This is a genomic window from Pseudoclavibacter sp. AY1H1 (assembly GCF_002931055.1).
Lineage (GTDB): Bacteria > Actinomycetota > Actinomycetes > Actinomycetales > Microbacteriaceae > Pseudoclavibacter.
This window is the reverse complement of record NZ_PSXX01000004.1, coordinates 232871-254803: the sequence shown is the minus strand read 5'-3', so window position 1 is coordinate 254803 and position 21933 is coordinate 232871. Positions and strand designations below refer to the sequence as shown.

The following is a 21933-nucleotide window of genomic DNA, read 5'->3' as shown; positions in this document are numbered from 1 at the left end:
AGGGGCTCGACCCCACGCCGAGAGCGGTGGGCGTGGGTATCAGCGCTCGCGCAGTGCCTCGTCCATGTCGGCCGTCTCAACGGGGCTGCCCGGGCCGTACTTGAGCAGCACGCATCCGCGCCCCGATGCGACGGGCGGTTCGAGGAGGCTCAGCCCGAGAGGTGGTCCATCGTCCGGGAAGAGTCGCTTTCCTGCGCCCAGGACCACCGGATACACCCACAGGTTCAGCACGTCGAAGAGCCCCTCCCGCACCAGCGTCTGGGCGAAGTCGACGCTCCCGATCACGTGGATGCTGTTGTGGCGGTCCCGGAGGGCGGACACCTCCGCCGCAAGATCGGCGCCCACACGATGCGATGCCGCCCAGGGCAAATCGGGGGTGCCGCGGGACGCCACGTACTTCGGGATCCTGTTGAAGACCGCGGCGATGCCATCGGACGGGCCATCCGCGTAGCGCGGCCAGTACGCCGCGAAGATGTCGTACGTCTTGCGGCCCAGCAGCAGCGCATCCATGGTCCGCACACCACTCTCGACCTGCTCGCCCTCCGCCTCGTCCATGAGCGGCGCCTGCCAACCTCCGAACCTGAACCCGCCCTCCGGATCCTCCTCCGGCCCGCCCGGCGCCTGCTGCACCCCGTCCAGGGTCGTGAAGAGGTCGATGATGATCTGGCCGGCCATGGCGTCTCCTTTGATCGCAGGTGTGGTCGTCCTGAATTCGCTGAAGCCGTTGAGTTGGCTCAGCCCAGTGAGTTGGCTCAGCCCAGTGAGTTGACTGAGCTCAGTGAGTTGACTGAGCCGTCTCCTTCGTCAACATCGTCAGCCTGCTCGATCTTGCGGACGTTGGAGAAGCCGCGGGTGTCATCGCGCTCGTTTCTCCCTCAATGTACGACGAGCTCCAAAGCTCCTCCATGCGAGCCAGGTGGGAATCCGAGGGGCGCTCAGGGACAACAGATGGGATGGGCGCCTGGCTCGGTCACGAGGGATCGTCGGGTCTCAGGCGAGCCAGCCGGGCTCAGAAGGGCGGCGGATCGTCCGACGAGTCCGAACGTTCTCCACGAGAGCTCTCGGCGCGCAGCTGGTCGCCACCTCCCTCGTCGCCCCGTTGCCCGGTTGGACGAAATTCAGGTTGCCACCGACTCGTTGCCCCCGACTCGATGGCCGCCTTCTTCGCCGCGCGCTCCCTCCTGAACTCCTCGAGGAAGCCAAGTTTCGGGAACCGCGACCGCAGGTCGTCCTCGTCCTCGCGCCTGGCCTTGTCCTCGTCCTCGTGCCTGGCCTTGTCCTCGTCCTCGTCCTCGTCCCTGTCTTCGCGCTCGCACTCGTGTTCCCCTGGGCAGTGCTGGTGGCGAGCGTGGATCGGGTCGCGAACGTCGCTGACGTCGCCCACTTGTGCTGCGTCGCCCGCGTCCTCAAGGTCGCCGCCACCACCACCAACCTCCTCAAGGTCGCCGCCACCGACCGCGCGCTGAGCAGCGGCGGTGTCGTCGGCGCGGCCAGAGCTGCGTGAGTCGCCGAGGCCCGGAGCGGTCGACGGGAGGGCGACTTGGCCGCCGCTGTCGGTACTGGGTTGGGTGGCGCTCGACTGCTCGCCGCGGTCAGGGTTCGAAAGTGCGGTGAGCCGGCCGAACTGCACTGGGGCGTCGCGGAAGACGAAACCGCTAGGAGATCGCCACTCGTAGACGCCATCGGGCAGCTGTCGTACCTCCCAATCACCGTGGTGCTTGCCCGTGTGGTGGCCTCCACAGAGGTGGCCGAGGTTCGCAAGACTCGTCGGGCCGCCCTCCTCCCAGGCCTTCGTGTGGTCGATATCGCAGCGGCTCGCCGGCATCATGCATCCCACGAAACGGCAGCGACCATCGCGGACAGCGATTCGGCGGCGCATCGCACTCGTCGGCCGGTACGTATCGACCTCGACCAGCGTGCCCTTGAGGGGATCCGTGAAGATGCGCTCGAACTCGGGCGCCGCGTCGATGAGGCGCCGCACCTCCGCAGTCGGAACAGGGGTGTAGCCGTTCAGAAGGGCAGGACCGGGGCTCCCCCGGCGTGCAGCATCTCCGCGGTCTCCGCGGTCGGGGCTGCCTGGGCTGCCTGTCCGGGCTGCGCCGGCTGTGCCGTGGATGCCGACTGTGCCGGCGGTGCCACCGGTGCCGACCGTGCCGTCTGCGCCGTCCGTGCTGGCTGCGGCGTCTCTACCGACTCTGTACCCGGTGGGTGCGAGCAGCGTCTCAGCCGGAATGACGATCGAGATCTTTGCCTTGATCGGAGCCCTGCCCCGCAACTCCTCCGGCGTCGTGCGAAGGAAGCTGTCGGAGAGCACATCCGCGCGCACCTCGTCCAGCGAACGGGGCTCAAAATGCGGATCGTCGCCTCTGCTCCCGGCGTCCAGCGCACTGGCTGGCTCACTATCGCAACCATCGGCGTGGCCGTTGGCAGGACCTTGGGGGTCTCCGTTGGCTCGCGCCTCGCCTTGACCGTCGGCGTCGTTGCCGGTCGGGTGCGCGTCGGCGCGTTCCTTTGCGGCCCGTCGCTCGCCGTCGCTGATGACGAGCGCCTGCCTTGTCGTCCGGTCGAAGATCGCCACGAGCTTCGCGTAGGAGTCGATGACCGACAGCTCGCCGAGGCCGTCCTCGAGCTGCGAGAGCGTCACCCGTCGGGTACGGCGGGCCCTCTCGAAGCGCTCATCGAGTGACTCCTCGGTCAATTCCTCGGCGACCCGCTCCGCGAAGGACTTGATTCGACCGGGGGTCGTCGAGACGGCCTTCTCGAGCACCACGCGCGCAAAGTGCTCTCGGCGACGCTCGAGCTCAGCAGGGTCGGGATGCGTGATGCGAAGACCCGCGTCGACGATCACCAGTGCATGCGCGCGGCTGATGACCCCGGCCTTCATCGCCTCCTGAACGGGCTCGAAACGATTGGCGATCGCATCCGCTCGACCGAATTCGATCTGCACCGACCGCTGCGACCTGCCCGACACTGCCGCGATCTCGGACGCGAGCGACCGCACCTCCAGGGCGGGACTCGAGGTGCCGGCCAGCTCGTCGCCCCGGAGCCCCAGCTCGAGCGCCCGAGCGTGCAGCTCTGTTTGCTCGCCGTGGAGCCGATTCAGGTGCCGCTGGTTGTCGGCGAGGGCGAGCACAAGCAGCGCTCGCCGCGCGCCGCGCGTGCGATCTTCGGCGCGCTGGCAGGCGTCGTCGACGACGCCCTGCTCGACACCGAGCCCGGCCGCGAGACGCCGGCGCATCTCACGAAGCCGAGCCGCGCGACCAGGCGCCGCGGCCCGCGGAGCCTCGTTGTCGATCGGTTCGTTCTGCATACCTGCATCGTCTCCCGAACCACCGACATTCTGTGATTGGCGTGTCACTTCTTTCGCCGCGCACCGCAGCGCACCGCAACGCTCACTGCGCATCCCGCGGCGCCGTCCGCGACGAGCCGCGGCCAGAGCCGGCCCGCCGCGGCGCCGAACACAGCCTCCGTACGCTCGCTCCGGTTAGCGTTGCCGCATGACAACACCGGCGACGGCCCCGACGCTCGAGATCCAGCGGACGCTCTGGGTGTGGTGCGGCGTCTACGTGTCCGCCTGGATCAGCGGGTTGCTCGTCGGCGCCCCAGACATCACTCCGGCCGACAGCTCAGCCGCCGTCGCCGAGGCCTACGCGACCTCGCCGAGCGTGCTCGTCAACGCCACCCTCGTGCACGGCCTCGCAGCCGTCGCCCTCTACGGCATGTCCACGCTGCTCGGCAGCCAGCGGCTGCGCAGGGCCACGCGAGGCGCGGGCCTCGCAACCCTCGTGCTCTCGCTCATCCAGCTCGCCGGCGAAGCACTCCTCACCTTCGGGCTCGCCTCCGACGGCTCCTCACCGCTGCTCGGGCTCGACTCCGGGCAGGTCTGGGCCACCATCCAGGTCGTCGACGGCATCAAGATGCTCGCTCTCGCCGCGCTCGTGCTGGTCGTCCTGCTCGGCCAGGTCCGCCGCCCCGTCTGGGCGACGCTCGTCAGCGGAGCGACCATCGTCGCGCTCCTCGCCTCAGCCGCCGGCTTCCTCACCCTGAGCGCACCGCTCATGACCGCTACCTACGTCGCGCTGCCGCTCCTCCTCATCTGGGCCGTCGTCGCCGCGCTCCGCTTCGGGACGCCCGCAGCCGTGCCAGGCGACGCGCAGCTGGTCTAACGACTGCCGGCACTTCACCCCAAGCCCGACGCCAGGTCAGAGCTGGAGCAAGGGCCCACGACACGAGGGCCCGACGCAGCGCCCTACGACCGGATCGCGTCGATCACGTTGCTGCGCGTCGCAATGACCGCCGGGATGAACCCCGCGAGCAGGCCGACTCCGACGCTCACGACGATGCCGAGCACTGCCGCATCCACCGGGAACGGCACCGAATCGGTGAGACCCAGCCCGCCCGTGATCGCCCCCTGCACAAGCGGGTTCTGCAACGTCACGATCGCGCACCCGATGCCCACGATCCCCGCGAGCAGCGTGCCCACGACGCTCTCCAGCAGGATCGAGAAGAACACGCGGCCACCGGTGGCGCCGAACGACCTCCGGATGCCGATCTCCCGCACCCGCTGCTTCACCGTCACGATCGACAGGTTCACGAATCCGATCGTGCCGACAAGCAGCACGATGCCGCCGACCGCGGTCACGAGGATCTGCACGGCAAGGAACGGGTCCTCACCCCAGGCCAGGTAGTCGGTGCGCTGCGCGTCGACCGCGCCTCCCTCTCCAAGCGCCGCCTTCAGGTCGCGCACGATCTGGCTCGACAGCTCCTCGTGGTTCTCGAGCGGCAGCCACAGCTCGTAGGTCGGGAACGTCGCGGTGGCCCCCTCGTCGCCGTCCATCGACGGCGGGGCGTAGGCGCCGCCCATCATCATCCCGCCCATCATGCCGCCGCCCGCGCTGGCCCCGAGGAGATGCTGGGCGTCGCTCAGCACGTACATCTGCTCTGGGTAGTCCGGGTAGATGTTGGCGGAGACGCCGACGACCACGGCCGTCGTCGGCGCAGCTCCCGCGACCTGCAGCGTCGGATGCTCGGCCACAGACGGGTTGCCCAACCGGTTCCACATGGTCTCGTTGATGACGACCGCGGGAGCCAATCGGTCAGCGTCGTCCGACGTCAGCCACGACCCCTCGATGAGCTTCACCCGGTGCATCTCGCCGTACGCCGGATCGACGATCGTGGACTCGACGTCCGCGACACCGTCGACGAACTGGATGCGCGTCATGGCGGACCCCGATGTCGACTGGTAGGTGATGCCGTACCGCTCGATCGCAGCCTTGTAGGCCGCCTCGTAGATAGCGACCTTGTCGTCGGTCGCCGCACTGCTCACCATCAGCTGGTAGCTCGCGGGGCGCCCGCTGGATCGTTCGGAGATCTCGATCGACGACTGCCGTGTGATCGACCCGAGCCCGGTGACCGCGACGATCGCGAACACGGCGATGCCGATGCCGACCAGCGCGAGCGTCACCCGAACGCGGTGCACTCGCAGCTCGTCCCACGCTTCGATGAAGGCACCGGCGATCTGCGTGAACCAGCTCATGCGGGTGCTCCTTCCGCGGGCACGACGGCCGGTTTCGAGGGTGCGAGCAGGCCAGCGTCGAGGCGCAGCATCCGGTCGGCCCTGGCCGCGACGCTCTCATCGTGCGTGATCGTGACGAGCGCGGCCCCGGTCTCCTTGGAGATGTCGGCGAGCAACGTCATGACGCGGGCGCCGGTCTCGACGTCGAGCGCACCGGTCGGCTCGTCGGCGAGGATCACCCGCGGGCGCCGGACGATGGCGCGCGCGATCGCGACGCGCTGCTGCTCCCCGCCGGACAGCCGAGTCGGCAGCGAGTCGAGACGATGGTCGAGTCCCACATCGGTGAGCGCTTCCCTGGCGAGAGCGTCACGCCGCCAGAAGGAGCTGTCGCGCGCGTAGAGGAGGGGCATGGCCACGTTCTCCGTCGCCGTGCGCCCCTCGAGCAGGTTGAACTGCTGGAACACGAAGCCGATCTGAGCACCCCGCATCCGGTCGCGCGCCCGCAGGCGCAGGGCGGCGGTGGGTTTGCCGTCGAAGAGGAGCTCCCCGCTCGTCGGCGCGTCCAGCAGGCCCAGGATGTTCAGCAGCGTCGACTTGCCCGACCCGGACCGCCCGACGATCGAGAGGTGCTCGCCCTCCTCGATCTGCAGGTTCACGCCGCGCAGGATGTGGAGTTCGCTGTCGTCGGCGGCCCGCACCGACTTCGAGATTTCGCGGAGCTCGATGAACGCCACGTCAGCCGCCCAGCATCCCGCAGATCTCTGCGCCGCTCATCGGGTCGATGTAGCACTCTTCCGGGCTCGCCTGGTCGGCGCCGGGCACGAACTCGAGCACGATGTCGGTCTCGGTGACGCCTTCAGCGATCTGCACGAGCGTGCCGTCGGTGAGGCCGAGCTTCACGGGCCGCTCCTCGATCGCACCGTCAGCGCCCTGCACGAAGACGACCCCGGTCTCCGCCTGCCCCTTCACCGCCGTGATCGGCAGGGTGAGCACGTTCTCGGCGACGCCGCCGTGCAGCACGACGTTCGCTTCGAGCCCGGGGAACACCGTGACCTCGGCGGGGACCTTGCACGTGACCGTCGTCGTGTCGGTCGTCTCAGCTGCACCGGATGCGCCGCTCGGGTCCTCCGCGGCGCTGCTGCTCTTCGCCGCGGCGCCAGAGGCGATGCGGAGCTCGGTGCACGTGAAGGGGGCTGGGCCCGCCGTGATCGTGACCTGCGCATCCGCTGGCGTCGTCGCCAGACGGTACAGCTGGGCCGGTGGGATGGTGCCCTTCACGATGAAGCTCGCCGGGGTGATCGAGACGGGAGCCTCGCCCACCGTCACCTGCTGCTGCTCGATGAGGTTGAGCTTCGTGATGGTGCCGGCCGTCGGGGCGACGATCTCGTTCCACTCGTACTCGGGCTCGACCGCGGGAGCCGCCTGCGGCTCGCCGCTCGCCTCCGGTGACGACGGTGCTGCTGCCGTCGGGGTCTTCTCGTTGCGGATGGCGGCGATCACATCGCCCGCCTCGACTCGCGCGCCCTGCGTCACGTACACCGTGTCGATCGTGCCCATCATGGGCACCTTCGCGTCGACGGCCGGCGACTCCTGCACGTTCGCCGTCAACGTGACGTCGTTCGTGATCGTGCCGAGCACGGGACTGATGACGGGTTCGACGACCTGACCCGTGGGCAGCGCCGCCGACTCCTCGGGGGCCGAGCTGAAGAACGCGATCTTGACGAGTGCGACGGCGATCACAGCCACGAGCGCGATCTTGATGCCGGGCCAGATCCATGACTTCCACACGCGCACGCCGATCCCCATTCTGTCCACGCCACCGATTCGCGACGAGTTCTCCGAGATAAGGGTCGCCTTTCCCATGGCCGCCCCAGCGCACAACGTAGCAGGAGCCAACGACATCGCCGGCCCCCGTCCTGGACCCGGACCCGGCCCCCCTGCCACAATGAGACGTGACCACTTCACCCCAAGACCTCGGCCTGCTCCTCGACGTGGACGGCCCCATCGCGAGCCCCGTGACCCGCACGATCGCGATCCAGAGCATCCTCGACGACCTCGTCACCCTCGCCGCGGCGGGGGTTCCCATCGCGTTCATCACGGGACGCTCCGAGGAGTTCATCCGCGACCGCGTCATCGAGCCGCTCTTCGAGAACGGCCTCGCCGACGCGCTGCGTCAGCCGGGAGCCCGCATGTTCGGGGTCTACGAGAAGGGTGGAACGTGGTCGGCGATTTCACCCGAAGGGATGAGCGAGCTGCAGATCGACGAGTCGGTCGTGCCGCCTTCCGCGTACATCGCCGCGATCCGCGAACTCGGCGAGGGCGAGTTCAGCGATGTCCTCTTCTTCGACGAGACGAAGAAGGCCATGATCTCTGTCGAGCAGCGCACCGATGTCAGCTCCGCCGCGTACCTCGAGCGGCAGAAGGCCTTCGACGATGTGGCGTTCGAACTCGCCGTGCAGCAGGGCGTCGGCATGCGCCACGGCGACCGTGAGGCGCCGGATGCGCAGGGCCTCGTTCCGTTCCGCATCGACCCGACGATCATCTCCACCGACATCGAGTCCGTGAACCTCGACAAGGACCACGGTGCGCGGCGAGCGCTCGCCGAGTTCGCGGCGGCCGGTGCGCTGCCCAAGCGCTGGCGTTCGGTCGGCGACTCCCGCAGCGACTACAAGATGGCCGACGAGCTGCACGCGACGGGCTACGACACGGCGCACGTCGATGTCCGGCCCGCTGACGGGATCCTCGAGAAGGAGTACGACGTCGTGACGTTCGGCGACCTCATTCACGACGACGCCGGGGCAGCGTTCCTGCGCGAGTGCGTGCGCGAGCTGGGACTCGACGGCTAGGCAGCTCAGAGCGCGTGCGCGGGCGCACGCAGGCCTGGGCCTGGATCTGCCAGGGTGAGCGGATGCAGAATCTGGGAGAGCGAAAGGGCATTCGTCAAGCGGTCGCCGTGATCGGTGCGAGTGTCGTCCTGCTCGTCGTGACGACCGTCCTGCTCGTGCCGCACGAGGGGTGGGGCGTGTGCTTGGGCTCCGAGTCCGACGCCAGCTTCGACCTCGGTTCGCTCATCGGCTTCGGCGTGCAGCTCGGCAGCTGCTCGACGGCCTGGACGTCGCCCGTCGGCATCCCCACCGGCTACGTGCTCTGGGGTGGCGTGCAGCTCGTGATCATCGCCGCGGCCCTCGCGGTGCAGGCGTCGCTGCTGAGTCGCCGGCGCTGAGCTGAGCACTCAGCTCAGCGTGATCCTCAGTGCCGCCGCGGCTTCCCGAGCCCGCTCTCGGGCCTGGTCGACGTCGGCGCCGCGTGCGAGAGCGACCGCCACCCGGCGCTTGCCCGCGACGTTCGGCTTCCCGAAGAGGCGCAGCTGCGATGTCGGGACCGCGAGCGCAGCATCCACGCCAGAGATCGTCGGCACACCGGTACCCTCGGCGAGCACCGCGCACGATGCGGCAGCCGACTCCCCAGAACCAGCCCCGATCCGCAGCGGCTCCGACACCGGCAGGCCGAGGACGGCCCGGGCGTGCAGCGCGAACTCCGACACATCCTGCGACACCAGCGTGACGAGGCCCGTGTCGTGGGGGCGCGGAGACACCTCGGAGAAGAGCACGTCGTCGCCGACGATGAACAGCTCCACACCGAACAGTCCGAAGCCGCCGAGCGCATCCGTCACCGTCTTCGCGACGACCTTCGCCTTCTCCAGCGCCGCCACGGGGAGTGCCGCCGGCTGCCACGACTCGCGGTAGTCGCCGTCGACCTGCGTGTGCCCGACCGGCTCGCAGAAGACGGTGCCGCCGACGTGACGCACCGTCAGCAGCGTGATCTCCGAATCGAACGGCACGAAGCCCTCGACGATGACGCGGCCGCGGCCCGTGCGACCACCCTCCTGCGCGTAGTCCCACGAGGCCTGGACATCGTCCGGCTCCCGGATCACCGACTGCCCCTTCCCCGACGAGGACATGACCGGCTTCACCACGCAGGGCAGGCCCACCGCCTCGATGGCCGCCGCGAACTCGGAGAACGTGTCCGCGAATCGGTACGGGGAGGTCGACAGGCCGAGCTCCTCGGCGGCAAGCCGGCGGATGCCCTCACGGTCCATCGTGAGCTGCGTCGCCCGGGCGGTCGGCACGACGCGGGTGCGTCCCTCCGCTTCGATCTCGGCGAGCACCTGCGTCGCGATCGCCTCCACCTCGGGGATCACGATGTCGGGCTGCTCCTGCGCCAGCACGGCGCGCAGGGCCACCGGGTCGAGCATGTCGACCACGTGACTGCGGTGCGCGAGCTGCATCGCCGGGGCGTTCGCGTAGCGGTCGACGGCGATGACCTCGACGCCGAGGCGCTGCAGCTCGAGCGCGACCTCCTTGCCGAGCTCGCCCGCGCCGAGGAGGAGCGCGCGCGTCGAAGCGGGGGTGAGCGGGGTGCCGAGGGTGCCATCCGTCATGCAGGCATTCTCGCACCGTCGCGTTTCGGGCGGGCAGCGGGAGCAGTGTCAGCTCTCGCGCAGAGGTCAGCGAGATGCAGGCGCGCAGCGCCGGGAGCCTGCGTCTTGCGCACTCTCTACTCCTGCTGCGTCTGCCTCACTCCGGCTGCGGGGGAGCAGGGAGGGCGGCTGGGGCAGGGGCTTCCGCCGCTGCGCTCTCCCATGCGCCCCACAGGCGGGCGTACTCGCCGCGCCGGCGGAGCAGCTCGCCGTGACTGCCCTGCTCCACGATGCGTCCACGCTGCATGACGACGATGCGGTCGGCGACGCGGGCCTGCGACAGCCGATGCGCGACGACCACCGAGGTGCGCCCGCGGGTCGCGGCCGTCAGGGCCGCGTCGAGGCCGAGCGGGTCGTCGCCTCCGCCCTCAGCCGTCGCCTCGTCGAGCACGACGATGGCCGGGTCGCGCAGCAGCACCCGCGCGAGCGCGAGCTGCTGCGCGGCGGCGCCATCGAGGGCGAGACCGGATGCACCCACCCGCGTGTCGAGCCCCGCTTCCAGGTTGAGCAACCAGTCGGCCCCCACCGCCCGCACCGCCGACTCGAGGTCCTCAGCGCTCGCCGATGGCGCCCCGAGCCGCAGGTTCTCAGCGATCGTCGCCGCGAACACGTGGATCTCCTGCGTGACGAGCACGACGTCCGTGTCCCGCTCGCGTGACGCCGCGGGCCGCCCATGCACCGTCACGCTGCCGCCCGTCGGATCGAACGCCCCGACGATGAGCTGCGCGAGGGTGCTCTTCCCCGATCCGCTCTCCCCGACCAGCGCCACCCGTTCGCCCGGCGCGATCCGCAGGCTCACGTCAGCGAGCTGCATCCGCTGCCCGTCGTAGCTGAAATCGACCGATTCGACGACGATCGCGGGGGAGTCCGCGGCGACGCCCGCGCCGTCTTCGTCTTCGTCTTCAGCCGCCCCGTCTTCACCCGCTTCGTCTCCGCCTCCGCGGAGCGCCCCCGATTCATCCCGTCCGTCGTGGTCGCGCGCGCCGACGACCCCGACGAGCCTCGCGAGGCCGACCCCGGCGAGCTGTAGCTCGTCGATGCTCGAGAGCAGCGAGCCGATGGGGCCGAACAGGGCGAGGAAGTAGAGGGCCGCCGCCGTCGCGCCGCCGATGGACACCACGCCCGCGTGCACGAGCCAGAAGCTCACGGTCAGGATCGCCGCGACGCCCAGGTACTCGCCCGTGTTGAGGTGGGCGAAGAACGTCGTGCGGATGCGCGCCGCCTCGTACTGCAGGTCGATGGAACGCAGGCTGCGCGCATCCACCTCGGCGAGCTGGCGGCGTTGCCTGCGGTGGGCGCGGATCGTGTCCGCCCCGCTGACCCCCTCGATGATGACCTGCCCGCGCTCCGCCTCGGCGACCCGCATCTCCGTGTACACGGGGCGGGAGCGGCGGATGAACGACCTCGTCGCGAGTACCTGCACGGGCACGGCGACGAGCGCCGCGAGACCGAGCCACGGGTTGATCGCGGCGATCCCGGCGAGCGACAGCACGATCATGAACGACGACTGCGTCACCGCTGGCAGCACGCCGGAGGCGGCCTCGGTGACCGACTCGACGTCGCCGGTCACGCGCGAGACGATGTCCGACGAGTCGGAGCTCTCGGCCTGACCGGCCCGCATGCCCAGGACGACGCTCATCGCGTCCTCGCGAAGCCCGCTCACGAGCTCCTGCACGAGCGCCACGAGGAGGCGGATGCCCGCGTAGGCGAGCAGCGCAGAGACGGACGTCACGACGAGCAGCAGGACTCCGGGCAGCACCAGCGCCTGCACACCCGCGCTGCCGGTCACGAGGTCGACGAGCCAGCCCAGGAGCCGCGGGACGAGGAGCGTCGACGAGGAACCGCCGAGCAGCAGCAGGATCACGGCGAAGATCCGAGGACGGGATGCGCGCAGCCGGTCGGCGGTGGCGCGCGCCGTCTCGCGGCCCGACGCGATGGGGAGGAGCGTTGCTGTTGCTGTTGCTGTTGCTGTTGCTGCTTGCGGTGCGTCGTGGCTCATCGGCGTGCCAGCTCCTCGTCGGGGCTCGTGGCTGGGGTGTCGGGGTCGGTGTCGCGCTGGGCCTGCGCCTTGGGCTGTGTCGGGGTCTCGGGCTGTGTCTGGCGCTGGGCCTGTGTCTCGTTCTGAGTCTCGGGCCGGGTCTGCGTGACCGCACCTGCGGCGGTGGATGCGTTCGGCGTTTCGGGCCGTCGAGTTTCGGCCGGTCGAGCGTCGCCCGTGCCGCAGGGCGAGTGCGCCTCGACGTCGATGACGCGGTCGCAGGCAGCGAGCAGGAGGGGGCTGCGAGTGACGAGCACGGTAGTCGTGGGGTGCGCGCGGAGGGAGGCCGCGATGCGCGCCTCGGTTGCCGGGTCGAGCGCGGAGGCCGGCTCGTCGAGTACCAGGACCCGCGCCTCGCTTGCGAACGCGCGGGCCAGGAGGACACGCTGACGCTGTCCGCCGGAGAGACGCCTGCCGCGCTCGCCGAGCTGGCGGTGCCAGCCGAGCACGGTGACCTCGGTGAGGGCGGACCGTTCCGCGGCCGACTCGAGATCCGGGTCGATTCCGGGGCCTGCTCCGGCGCCAGCTCCTGTATCCGCACCCGCACCCGCACCCGCTCCGTCGACGCCATCCGCATCCGAATCCACGAGCAGGTTCTCGTGGAGCGTCGCCGAGAAGACCGTCGCGTCGTGGGGAGGCGCGAAGACGAGGTGTCGGTAGGCGTCCGGTCCGATGGTGTGGGCGTCCAGCCCGGCCACGGTCACCTCGCCGGCCTCGAGGGGAACTCGGTAGGCGAGCGTGGCGGCGAGCGCGCGGGCGGCTGCCGGGGTTGCCGGGCGGAGACCGACGAGCGTGCCAGGGGCCACGTCGATGTCGGTGCCGTCGGGCGCCCGCCACGTGAAGGCCGCGGGGGCATCGTGGGTGGAACGGACGGCCTCGGCCAGGCCCACGCCGCCGACGTGCGTGTCCTCGACGGGCACCGCGTGCTCCTCGCTGAGCACCGCGACGATGCGTACCGCGGATGCGCGCTTGTGCAGCCAGTTCGACGCGAACGTGCCGACGTGCGCGAGGGAGCCCTGCAGGTACTGGCCGAGCCCGACGACGGCGACGAGCTCGCCGAGCGTGATCTGCCCGAGGGCGGCGAGAGATGCGGCCGAGAAGGCGAGAGCGGCCAGGAACGCGCCAGACGCGATGCCGCTCACGGCGAGGTAGCGCTGGATGCCGCGGTTGGACGCGATCGCACCGGTCTTCGCTTCGGCGCTCGCGTCGAGGTACCGGCGGGTGGCTTGCGGCTGGGCGCGGATGCCGCGGATGATGCGCAGTCCCGCGACGAGGTCGGTCGCCACGTCGCTTGCCGCGCTCGCGGACGCCTGCTCGCGGGCGCCGCGGGCCTCGATGGGCTTCGAGGCCGCGTGCATCCCGACGAGGATCAGCACGGAGGCCGCGAGGACGCCGACGCCCAGAGGCACCGAGATCGCGAGCAGCGCCGCCGACGAGACGAGGATCGCGGCGGTGCTCGCGCCCTGCTGCACGACCGACCAGGAGACGCCCGCGACCCGATAGCTGTCCGAGGTCGTGATCTGCAGCAGCTCGCCGGGACTGCGGCGGCTCGTCACGCCGTTCGGGTGCAGGACGCGGGTCAGGAGCGAGCGCCGCAGCTCGAGCTCGCCGTGCCCGTAGACGCGCACCATGAGCCTCGCCGCCCAGCGGTACGAGAAGGAGAGCACGAGGAAGTTCGCGAGGAGGATGCCCAGCCAGAGTGCGAGCTGGGCGGCGTCGTTCGTGACGATGGCCCGGTCGATGATGACGCCCACGAGGACGGGGACAAGCGCTTCCGCGGCCTCGTGCACGATGTAGCCGAGCGTCGCGAGGGTGAGCTTCCAGCTGCGCCCTGACGCGAAGAGCGCGTCCCGCATGACGGATGCGGGGGTCGGGGTTCTGGGGTTCTCACGGGGCATCAGTCGATAGTAAGGTTCACCTAAGTCCCGTTAGTGATGCGTTCGGCCAACTTCTGTTGCGTTCCGGACAACCAGGAGATGCACCGTGTTCCAGGCGCTCGAGCTCAGCCCCGCACCATCGACCCTCGAGGTCCGTCCGGTCGGCATTCCCACACCCTTCCTCCTCACCACGGCCGTGCTAGACGGCCCGAACCTCGGAGACCGGGTGCCGCACGTGCACCCGGAGGGCATGATCATGTGGCCATCGCGGGGGAGCGTTGTGGTGCTCGTCGAGGGTGCCCTGCGCACGCTCGCCGTCGGCCAGGGCATCTGGGTGCCGCCCTTCACGCCCCACACCATGGAGGTCGACGCGTCGTCGGTCGGGTGCTGCACGTACTTCACGAGCGAGGTCGCCCCCGACTGGTACGCCGTCGGCACCGTGCAGCTGGGCGCCGCGTTCCGCGAGCTGCTGCTGCACCTCGCCGAGTCACCCATGGAGACCGATCAGCGTCTCCGCGCGCAGGCCGTCGTCATCGAGCTCCTGCCCGCGGCGACGAGCTACGTCGAGACCGTTCCCGTGCCCCGCGATGAGCGCCTCGAGCCGCTCGTGCGCCGAGTCCTCAGCGACCCCGCCGACGATCGAGGCGTCGAAGCGTGGGCGTGGCAGCTGTCGCTCAGCGTGCGCACGATCGCCCGCATCTTCGCGGCAGAGGTCGGCATGACGTTCTCGCACTGGCGCACCATGGTGCGCATGGCGGCGGCGGCGCGGATGCTCGCCGACGACCTGCCCGTCGGCACCGTCGCCGGGCGCGTCGGCTACGCCACGACCAGTGCGTTCAGCGCAGCCTTCCGGCGCGCGATGGGGTCGAAGCCCAGCGACTGGCGGCCGTAGCTCGCCCGGCCCGTCCGGGCACTGCGTCTCGCCCAGGCTCCAGGTCTCGGGATGGGTTGCTCGCCTCGGGATGGGTTGCAACCCATCCGCAGGCGTGGAAGCCATCTCGAAACGGACCCCAGGTTCGGAGACGCGGCGTTCCGGCGTTCCGGCGTTCCGGCGTTCCGGCGCTGCTGCGCTGCTCTGCGTTTCGCTCTAGCCCCAGGTTTCCGCTCGATTCTGCGCGGTATCTCGCCCAAACTCCGGTTCTCGGGATGGGTTGCTCGCCTCGGGATGGGTTGCAACCCATCCGCAGGCGTGGAAGCCATCCCGAAACGGAAGAGTGGCGGGGCGGGGCGGACGTGCGGCGGGGCGAGGCGAGCGCCAGGAGTGGCCCGGCTCGACGTCAGTCTTCGGTGTCGCGGCGCAGGGGGCCCGGCAGGAAGTGCATCTGCTCGAGTCGGCCGTACTTGACGACAAGCGCCTCGACGAGGTCGCGCTGGTCTTCGTCGTCGATGCGGATCTGCGTGTGCCCGTTGTACAGGAGCAGGTCGTGGGCGTTGGAGAAGATGAGGCGCTCCCAGCGGCTCGACCAGAGCCTGCGCCCCCGCTCGTCGAACGCGACGACGTCGTCCGCGGTGAGGGTCATCATCGCGACGCCATCGCTGCCGCGCACGATGAGGCCGACGGGGAACTCGCTCTTCTCGTAGTCCTCGAAGTAGGCGTTGAAGCCCACCAGGGCCAGCGGATACACGGAGCGAAGCTCACGGGAGACCCTGGAGACCCGCAGCTGACGCGTCTCTGCTTGCTCTGCTGGCTTGGCTGGCGAACCGTCGGCCCCGGTCTCGTCCCCGCTATCGGTGTCGCCCTCGGCGGGGACGGTGGCCGGGGCTGGCGCCTGCTCCTCGACGGGAACGGCGACGAGCTTCCCGGGCTTGTGGCTCTCGACCCACAGCTCCCAGAGGCGCTGCTCGTTCGCCGGGAACGACCCACTCGAGGTGACGAACGGCTGGTCCCTGCCGATGACGCGGTGCGTGTACTGCCAGAGCGGGAGGCGCTTCGGGCGGGGGCGGATGCTGAGATCGCCGAACACGACGATCGCACCGATCGCGATGGCCGCGAGCACGAAGATGGCGAGCAGCCCCCCGAACAGCTCGTCTTGATTCACCTTCGAAGAGTAGCGCGGCGAGAGGGCACCCGCGCGACGCCCGAGGTGGCAGGAATGCGATGCCGAGTGACCGCGAAGCGATACGCCGCCTCCGTAAGCTCGGTGTGTTCTGAGGTAAGCCTTACCTCTAGCGTCTGCACTTCTGTCGAATGGAGCCACCTTGACCTCGGCTGTCACCCGTCGCTTGTCCACCTCATCCCGTCTCGCGCCGCGACGCTCGGCGCACGGCCGCTGGACCGGAGCGCTCGCCGCGGCCACCGTCGCGGTCCTCGCGCTCGCGGGCTGCGCATCCGGTGACGCCGAAGCGGCTGACGGAGTGACAGCGACGGCGGCCGAGGAGGGTGCCCTGCCCGTCACGATGACCCACGCCTTCGGCGAGACCACGATCTCGGAAGCACCAGAGCGGGTCGTGACGATCGGCTGGGCGACGCAGGACGTCGTCGCCGCGTTCGGCACTGTGCCCGTCGGGATTCCCGAGACGTGGGGCGGCGACGAGGGAGGCTATTCGCCGTGGTTCCGCGCGGAGGTCGAGGAGCTGGGCGGCACCATGCCGGAGATCCTCAACTACAACGACGCGAACGAGCTCGACTTCGAGCAGATCCTCACGCTCGAGCCCGACGTGATCCTGGCCCCGCACTCCGGGCTCACCGAGGTCGAGTACAACCGCCTCACGGAGATCGCCCCGACGGTCGCGTACCCCGAGAAGCCGTGGGCCTCCGAGTCGTGGCAGTCGCTCGTCGAGATCGTCGGCGACAGCCTCGGCCAGCCCGCGAAGGCCGACGAGATCATCGCCGAGACGCAGAGCCAGCTCGACACCGTCAAGGAGGAGAACCCGCGGTTCGCCGACACGACGTTCGCGTACGGGCTCACCCTCAGCGATGGGGCGACGGAGGCCGGCATCTACATCCCGAGCGACCTGCGGGTGCAGTTCCTCACCGACCTCGGCCTGAAGAACACCCCGGCCATGGACACGGTGCTCGGCACCGTCGAGGGCGACAACTGGTACGGCGCCGTGAGCCTCGAGGAGCTCGACACCATCCCCGCCGACATCTTCGTCGCCTGGTCGAACAGCAAGGAAGAGCTCGACTACACGCTCAACCACCCCACGTTCAAGCTGTGGGAGCCCATTGCCACCGGCCACTACCTGTTCCTCGAGAGCGAGCCGCTCGCCATGGCGACCAACGCACCCACGCCCCTCTCCATCCCGTGGGCCATCGACGAGTTCGTTCCCATGCTGAACTCCGCCATCGACGGCAACGGAGTCGGAGGCGCGGAATGACCGCCCTCACCGAAGCCGGAACCGAATCTGAGACAGCAGGAAGCGGCTACGTCGAGCGCATCCACCGCGCCGTCGTGACGGGCGTGCGGCAGCTTGGTCCCGGGATGCTGCGGGTCACGTTCGGCGGCGACGACCTGCTCGACTACCCCACGACGGGGATCGGCGACGAGTACGTGCGCCTCTTCTTCCCCGACGAGGCGCACCTCGAGCCGCGCCTGCCGTTCGTCTCGGGCCGCGGCTGGGACTACGAGGAGGGTGTCGAGCCATCGCAGATGCGCACGTACACGATCCGCGACCACCGGCCTGGTGAGATCGACATCGACTTCGTCGTGCACGAGGGCGGGATCGCGAGCACGTGGGTGCTCGGCGCGAAGCCCGGCTACGTACTCGGCATCAACCCGCCGCGCGACCTGTACGCGCTGCCCGAGGGTGTCACCAAGCAGGTGCTCATCTGCGACGAGCCGGCCCTGCCTGCCGCACTGCGCATCGCCGAGCTGACGCCACACGTCGAGACGGAGATCGTCTGCGAGATCCGGGATGCGGGCTACGAGCTGCTCCCGTCGGTCGAGCTCAAGGCGGCGCACTGGGTGCGCGGCTCCGGCAACGGCCACCGGCCGAGCCGCCTCGTCGAGGCCGTGCGCCGCCTCGACATCCCGAACGACGGCAGCGTCTACGTGTGGGTGGCCGGCGAGACGCGCGTCACACGAGAGGTGCGCAGCCACCTCCGCCACACCCTCGGCCTCCCCGGCTCCGCGTACAAGGTCGTCGGCTACTGGACCTACGAGGTCGAGGCCTGGTCGGCCAAGTGGGAGGCGCTCGACGAGTCGATCAAGCAGCAGATCATGGACCTCTACGGCGAGACCGGCGACGGCGAACCGGAGATGGATGAGGAGACCCGCATGGACGAGGTCTTCCGCATCTACGCCTCGGTCGGCCTCTAGCAGCGCCGTGGCGACGATCAGCACGGCGGGTCCGAGCGTCGGGGCGGCTCGCTCGAACCCCCGGGACCCGAGCGGGAGCGGCCTGGCGAGCAGCAACGCCAAGCGCACCCTCGCGCTTGTCATCGCCCTCGCGGTGCTCGTCGGCACGGTCGTGCTGAGCATCTTCGTCGGCGCGCGAGCCATCTCGCCCGAGGTGGTCTGGGAGGGCCTGCTCGGCTCGCGCGCCACCGAAGAGCACGTCATGGTGCTCGACCTGCGCATCCCGCGGACCCTCGTGGGGCTTGTCGTCGGGCCCGCGCTCGGGCTGTGCGGCGCCCTCATCCAGGCGTTCACCCGCAACCCGCTCGCCGACCCCGGCATCCTCGGCGTCAATGCCGGCGCGAGCTTCGTCGTGACGCTCGCGGTCGGCCTCTTCGGCTTCACCGCCCCCGGCCAGTACGTGTGGTTCGCGCTCATCGGGGCGTTCCTCGCGACCATGCTCGTCTACGCCATGGGCTCGGTCGGCGGCGGCAAGGCGACGCCCCTCACCCTCACGCTCGCGGGCGTTGCGATCAGCGCCGTGCTCGGCGGCTTCACCTCGGCCATCGTGCTGAAGAACATCGACGCCCTCAACGTGACCCGGTTCTGGGGGGTCGGGTCCATCGGCGGGAGGTCGATGGACGTGGTGCTCACGTGCCTGCCCCTCATCATCGTCGGGGTGGTGCTCGCGCTGTTCTGCGCCCGCTCCCTCAACGCGCTGTCGCTGGGTGACGAGCTCGCAGCCTCGCTCGGGGTGCGCATCCGCTCGACCCGAGTGCTCGTGGTCATCGCCGTGACGCTGCTCGCTGGCACCGCCGTCGCGATCGCCGGCCCGATCGGCTTCGTCGGCCTCATGGTGCCGCACGTCGTGCGCTGGTTCGTCGGGCCCGACCAGCGCTGGATCATCGTCATGTCGATCGTCATATCGCCCATCCTGCTGCTGGCCGCCGACATTCTCGGCCGCATCGTGCTGCCGTCCGGAGAGCTGCGGGTGGGGCTCGTGACCGCGATCATCGGAGCCCCCGTGCTCATCGGCCTCGTGCGCCGCAAGAAGGTGAGCGGACTATGACCGCGACACGTGAGAGAACCGCCGTCGCCGCAACTGCTGCCCGCGGCATCGACTTCGGCGACCGCACCTACGCCGTGCGCTTCGGCCGCTTCTCCAACCTCCACCGCCGCCGCGCGGTCGTCGTGTGCGGCGCGATCGTCGTCGCCGTGCTGGCGCTCGGCGTCGTCTCGCTCGGCTACGGCACGCTCGCCCTCTCGCCCTGGGAGGTGCTGACGGCGCTCTTCGATTCGGATGCATCGAGGGCGCATCGGCTCGTCGTGTTCGAGTGGCGCCTCCCGCGGTTCCTGTTCGCCGTGCTGGCCGGCCTCGCGCTCGGCGCAAGCGGCGCGATCTTCCAGTCGATCACCCGCAACCCGCTCGGCTCGCCTGACATCATCGGCTTCTCGACGGGCTCCTACACGGGCGCGATCATCGTGATGCTCTGGATCGGCTCGACCTCGTACTACGCCATCGGAGCGGGGGCCCTGCTCGGCGGGGCCGTCGTCGCGGCGGCCGTCTACCTGCTCGCCTACCGGAAGGGACTCCGTCCGTTCCGGCTCATCATCGTGGGCATCGGCGCGAGCGCCATGCTCGCGTCTCTCAACGCGCTCATGATGATGCGGGTCAGCCAGGAGCAGGCGATGCTCGCCGCCGTCTGGGGCTCCGGCTCGCTGAGCGCGCTCGGCTACGCGCAGCTGCTGCCGGCGACGCTCATCTTCGCCGCGCTGGTGGTGGGATGCGGGTTCCTCGGGCGTCCGCTCGCGGCGCTCGAGGTGGGTGACGACGCGGCGCTGTCGCTCGGTGTGCACGCGAACCGCACGCGCGCCTTCTCGACCCTCGTCGGGGTCGCGCTGACGGCGCTCGTCACGGCAGCGGCCGGACCCATCTCGTTCATCTCGCTCGCCGCCCCGCAGATCGCGCGCCGGCTGACCAAGGGTGCAAGCCTGCAGCTCCTGCCGTCGGCGCTCGTGGGCGCGCTCCTCCTCGTCTCCGCCGACCTCGTCGCGCAGCTCGTCGACCTCCCAGTCGGCGTGCTCACCGTCTGCGTCGGCGGCATCTACCTCGCCTGGCTGCTCGTGCACGAGCAGACCACGAAGAAGGGACGTCAGTGATGACGATCGAAGCGGATACAGCGAGCCTGGCGGGCCCTGCGACGGGCCTGGTCGCGGCTGAGCTCAAGGCCACCTCCGTGCACGTCGGCTACGACGCGCAGCCCATCATCGAGGGCCTCGACTTCGAGGTGCCGGCGCATTCGTTCACCGTCATCATCGGGCCGAACGCGTGCGGCAAGTCGACGCTGCTGAAGGCCCTCGCCCGGCTCCTCAAACCGAGCGACGGCAGTGTGCTGCTCGATGGCAGCGACATCTTCACACTCAAGACGAAGGACGTCGCGAAGCGCCTCGGCTTGCTGCCACAGACGTCGCTCGCCCCTGAGGGCATCCGGGTCGCCGACCTCGTCGCGCGGGGCCGGTTCCCGCACCAGGGCATGTTCGACCGCTGGTCGGAGGCCGACGAGCGCGCCGTCACCGACGCGATGGCCGCGACGCGGGTGGATGCGCTGTCGTCGCGGTTCGTGGACGAGCTGTCCGGCGGTCAGCGGCAGCGCGTGTGGGTCGCGATGGCGCTCGCGCAGGAAGCACCCGTGCTGCTGCTCGACGAGCCCACGACGTTCCTCGACATCTCCCACCAGTACGAGCTGCTCGAGCTGTTCCGGCGGCTCCGCGGCGAGGGGCGCACGCTGGTCGCCGTGCTGCACGACCTCAACCAGGCGGCCCGTTTCGCGACGCACCTCGTGGTCATGCGCGACGGCGAGATCGTCGCCCAGGGCAAACCGGGCGAGGTGCTCACCGCAGAGCTCGTCGAGGACGTCTTCTCACTGCCCTGCCGCATCATCGACGACCCGGAGACCGGCACGCCGCTCGTGATTCCGCGCGAAGGGGTGTGGACGGAGTAAGGGGAGCGGTTCGGCAGGGCAGTGCGCTCGACAGCGATGATGGACTGCGGAACGACCTGATGGCGCGCACGCTCGACCTGGGCTGCGCGTGCCGCCCCGAACCGAACCGAGCCGAGCTGAACGGAGTCGATGATGACGGAACTGAACGCGACGAGCATCCCGTGGGGTGACGGTCACTGGACCAACGAGCCGGTTGCCGCGGAGGCGAGCGAGGACGGGCTCCGCGTCACCGCCGTCGAGGGCAGCGACGCGTGGCGCACCACGTCCTACGGGTTCATCCACGACACCGAGCACGCGCTGCTGCGTCCGTTCGAGCAGGATTCCGCCGTCGAGGTGGAGTTCATCGTGGACTTCACCGAGCAGTTCGACCAGGCTGGGATCTTCCTCAGGGTCGACGACGAGACCTGGATCAAGGCCGGCATCGAGCTGAGCGACGGGCAGGAGCAGCTGGGGGCCGTGGTCACCAGGTCCGAGTCGGATTGGTCGCTGGCTCCAGTGCCCGAGTGGGGTGGCCGCCGTGTCGCGGTGCGCGCGAGCCGGGAGGGCAACGCCGTCACCATCCGCGCCCGGGTGGACGCCGAGCCGTGGCGCCTCGTTCGAGTGGCACCGCTGGCTGCCGATGCGCGCGTCGCGGCCGGCCCGTTCTGCTGCGCGCCGTCGCGGAGCGGCCTGGTGGTGCACTTCACCTCGTGGCGGACGACGCGGGCGGACGACTCGCTGCACCCGTGAGGCAACGGCCCGCTG

The 21933-nt window shown here is 70.0% G+C and carries 19 protein-coding genes; 10 read left to right on the top strand and 9 right to left on the bottom strand.

Annotated features, from left to right (window positions below):
- Positions 1-39 precede the first annotated feature (39 nt).
- Together C5E05_RS09375 and C5E05_RS20135 are read right to left on the bottom strand one after the other, a co-directional pair.
- A complete protein-coding gene (locus tag C5E05_RS09375; RefSeq protein ID WP_104244524.1) occupies positions 40-675 on the bottom strand; it encodes a dihydrofolate reductase family protein in 636 nt (211 codons plus the stop codon).
- A 334-nt stretch (positions 676-1009) separates the two neighbouring features.
- The gene (locus C5E05_RS20135; protein ID WP_181059484.1) at positions 1010-3310 is read right to left on the bottom strand and encodes an HNH endonuclease signature motif containing protein; all 2301 of its coding nucleotides are present in this window, start codon (positions 3308-3310) and stop codon (positions 1010-1012) included.
- Positions 3311-3497: 187 nt separating this feature from the next.
- Between C5E05_RS20135 and C5E05_RS09350 the strand changes: the two genes are divergently transcribed.
- The gene (locus tag C5E05_RS09350; protein WP_104341775.1) at positions 3498-4166 is read left to right on the top strand and encodes a hypothetical protein; all 669 of its coding nucleotides are present in this window, start codon (positions 3498-3500) and stop codon (positions 4164-4166) included.
- 83 nt (positions 4167-4249) lie between these two features.
- Here C5E05_RS09350 and C5E05_RS09345 read toward each other — a convergent pair whose 3' ends face one another.
- From C5E05_RS09345 to C5E05_RS09335, 3 genes are read right to left on the bottom strand one after another with little or no spacing between them, the layout of a single operon-like run.
- On the bottom strand, positions 4250-5536 hold the full coding sequence (locus C5E05_RS09345) for an ABC transporter permease (RefSeq protein ID WP_104341774.1): 1287 nt from the start codon (positions 5534-5536) through the stop codon (positions 4250-4252).
- Positions 5533-6249 (bottom strand): ABC transporter ATP-binding protein, encoded by a 717-nt coding sequence (locus C5E05_RS09340; RefSeq protein WP_104244534.1) that lies wholly within the window; start codon positions 6247-6249, stop codon positions 5533-5535. The genes C5E05_RS09345 and C5E05_RS09340 overlap by 4 nt, the downstream gene beginning before the upstream one ends.
- 1 nt (position 6250) lies before the next feature.
- Positions 6251-7321, bottom strand: a complete 1071-nt coding sequence (locus C5E05_RS09335) for a biotin/lipoyl-binding protein (RefSeq protein WP_228497100.1) — start codon at positions 7319-7321, stop codon at positions 6251-6253.
- A 146-nt stretch (positions 7322-7467) separates the two neighbouring features.
- On the opposite strand from C5E05_RS09335, the gene C5E05_RS09330 reads away from it, so the two are divergent.
- On the top strand, positions 7468-8361 hold the full coding sequence (locus C5E05_RS09330) for a hypothetical protein (protein ID WP_104341772.1): 894 nt from the start codon (positions 7468-7470) through the stop codon (positions 8359-8361).
- Positions 8362-8423: 62 nt separating this feature from the next.
- Positions 8424-8738, top strand: coding sequence for a hypothetical protein (locus C5E05_RS09325; RefSeq protein WP_104341771.1), 315 nt, complete (start codon positions 8424-8426; stop codon positions 8736-8738).
- 9 nt (positions 8739-8747) lie between these two features.
- Here C5E05_RS09325 and purT read toward each other — a convergent pair whose 3' ends face one another.
- From purT to C5E05_RS09310, 3 genes are all read right to left on the bottom strand, one after another.
- Complete coding sequence (purT, locus tag C5E05_RS09320; RefSeq protein WP_104301394.1) at positions 8748-9956, bottom strand: formate-dependent phosphoribosylglycinamide formyltransferase; 1209 nt, start codon at positions 9954-9956, stop codon at positions 8748-8750.
- A 136-nt stretch (positions 9957-10092) separates the two neighbouring features.
- Positions 10093-11994 carry an ABC transporter ATP-binding protein gene (locus tag C5E05_RS09315; RefSeq protein WP_104341770.1) on the bottom strand — a complete coding sequence of 634 codons (1902 nt, stop codon included), beginning with the start codon at positions 11992-11994 and terminating at the stop codon, positions 10093-10095.
- Positions 11991-13931, bottom strand: coding sequence for an ABC transporter transmembrane domain-containing protein (locus tag C5E05_RS09310; RefSeq protein ID WP_146081078.1), 1941 nt, complete (start codon positions 13929-13931; stop codon positions 11991-11993). The genes C5E05_RS09315 and C5E05_RS09310 overlap by 4 nt, the downstream gene beginning before the upstream one ends.
- Before the next feature lie 85 nt (positions 13932-14016).
- Here C5E05_RS09310 and C5E05_RS09305 point away from each other — a divergent pair, with 85 nt between their 5' ends.
- Positions 14017-14802: an AraC family transcriptional regulator gene (locus C5E05_RS09305; protein WP_104341769.1), complete on the top strand. Its 786-nt coding sequence runs from the start codon at positions 14017-14019 to the stop codon at positions 14800-14802.
- 385 nt (positions 14803-15187) lie between these two features.
- Here C5E05_RS09305 and C5E05_RS09300 read toward each other — a convergent pair whose 3' ends face one another.
- Complete coding sequence (locus C5E05_RS09300) at positions 15188-15949, bottom strand: hypothetical protein (protein WP_104341768.1); 762 nt, start codon at positions 15947-15949, stop codon at positions 15188-15190.
- Between the two features lie 160 nt (positions 15950-16109).
- Between C5E05_RS09300 and C5E05_RS09295 the strand changes: the two genes are divergently transcribed.
- From C5E05_RS09295 to C5E05_RS09270, 6 genes are all read left to right on the top strand, one after another.
- A complete protein-coding gene (locus tag C5E05_RS09295) occupies positions 16110-17228 on the top strand; it encodes an ABC transporter substrate-binding protein (protein WP_219819516.1) in 1119 nt (372 codons plus the stop codon).
- The gene (locus tag C5E05_RS09290; RefSeq protein ID WP_104341766.1) at positions 17225-18169 is read left to right on the top strand and encodes a siderophore-interacting protein; all 945 of its coding nucleotides are present in this window, start codon (positions 17225-17227) and stop codon (positions 18167-18169) included. Before C5E05_RS09295 ends, C5E05_RS09290 begins: the two co-directional genes overlap by 4 nt.
- A gap of 7 nt (positions 18170-18176) precedes the next feature.
- Positions 18177-19256: an iron ABC transporter permease gene (locus tag C5E05_RS09285; RefSeq protein WP_258064825.1), complete on the top strand. Its 1080-nt coding sequence runs from the start codon at positions 18177-18179 to the stop codon at positions 19254-19256.
- Entirely contained in the window at positions 19253-20347 is a 1095-nt protein-coding gene (locus C5E05_RS09280; protein WP_104341764.1) for an iron chelate uptake ABC transporter family permease subunit, read from the top strand. The genes C5E05_RS09285 and C5E05_RS09280 overlap by 4 nt, the downstream gene beginning before the upstream one ends.
- Positions 20347-21189: an ABC transporter ATP-binding protein gene (locus tag C5E05_RS09275; protein ID WP_104239947.1), complete on the top strand. Its 843-nt coding sequence runs from the start codon at positions 20347-20349 to the stop codon at positions 21187-21189. Before C5E05_RS09280 ends, C5E05_RS09275 begins: the two co-directional genes overlap by 1 nt.
- Positions 21190-21321: 132 nt before the next feature.
- On the top strand, positions 21322-21918 hold the full coding sequence (locus tag C5E05_RS09270) for a DUF1349 domain-containing protein (RefSeq protein WP_104341763.1): 597 nt from the start codon (positions 21322-21324) through the stop codon (positions 21916-21918).
- Positions 21919-21933: the final 15 nt, after the last annotated feature.